The following is a 1,106-nucleotide window of genomic DNA, read 5'->3' on the forward strand; positions in this document are numbered from 1 at the left end:
GCGCGCGCCCTCGTGGTCATCGCCCTCATCGGCGTTCTGCTGATCGCCGCGATCGGGGCGGGCGCGGCCTCGCTGTACCGCGAGTTCTACAGCCCCCGCGCCTTCGTGCTGCACTATCTCGAGCTGCTGCAGGATCGCCGCAGCGCCGAGGCCCTCGCGGTCCCCGGTGTCGCCGTGGACTCGGCCGAGCTCGAGACGGCCGGCCTGCCGGCGACGGCCTCCGAGGCGTTGCTGCGCCCCGAGTCCCTGATGACCCTCACGGATGCCACCGTCACCGACGAACGGGCCGACGGCGACCGCACGCGCGTCACGGTGACGTACACCGCCGGCGGCTACGCCGGCACCACCACCTTCGACGTGCAGCCCGACACCACGGGCGGCCTGCTGCCGCGCTGGCGGTTCGCGCGGAGTCCGCTCGCGGTGATGAAGCTCTCGGTCGACGGCTCGATGCGCTTCGCCGTGAACGGCTTCGAGGTCGACAAGCGCCAGGTCTCGATCGACGGGGCGGATGCCGATCCCACCGCCGCGCTCCCCCTTCTGGTCTTCTCGCCCGGGCTGTACTCGGTCGCCGTCGACACCGCCATCTCGTCGACCCCCGGCGTCGCCGTCCTGGCCGATGCGCCGCTGGCCGGCATCCCGGTCGATGTGCAGGCCCAGCCGACGACCGAGTTCATCGGCGTCGTCCAGCAGCGGGTCGAGGAGTTCCTGAGCGCGTGCGCCGAGCAGAAGGTGTTGCAGCCGACCGGCTGCCCCTTCGGCTTCACCGTGAGAAACCGCATCGACGACGCCCCCACATGGTCGATCGTCGAGCAGCCGCAGGTCACCGTCGTCCCCGACGGGGCGGGATGGCGCATCCCCGACGCCAAGGCGGTGGCGCACATCGACGTCGACATCCGTTCGATCTTCGACGGCAGCGTCCGCACCGTCGAAGAGGACGTCGCCTTCACCGTGAACGGCCAGATCTCGGTCCTGCCCGACGGGTCGGCATCCATCCTCATCGGCGGCTCGGCCGACTGAGCCGGCGGCTCCTCTCGCCCGCCCGTCTGATTCCTCGGCCGCCGGGCGCCCGGGTGGGGTGACCAGGTGGGGTTCCGGACGGATTGGGG

At 71.7% G+C, this 1,106-nt stretch carries 1 protein-coding gene; it reads left to right on the top strand.

What is annotated here, in order from left to right:
- A partial coding sequence (locus tag DBR36_RS10890; protein WP_375136073.1) for a hypothetical protein occupies nt 1-1,017 on the top strand: 1,017 nt, incomplete at its 5' end.
- Between the last annotated feature and the right edge of the window lie 89 nt (nt 1,018-1,106).

Source organism: Microbacterium sp. HMWF026, assembly GCF_003061325.1.
In the GTDB taxonomy this organism is placed as follows: domain Bacteria; phylum Actinomycetota; class Actinomycetes; order Actinomycetales; family Microbacteriaceae; genus Microbacterium; species Microbacterium testaceum_E.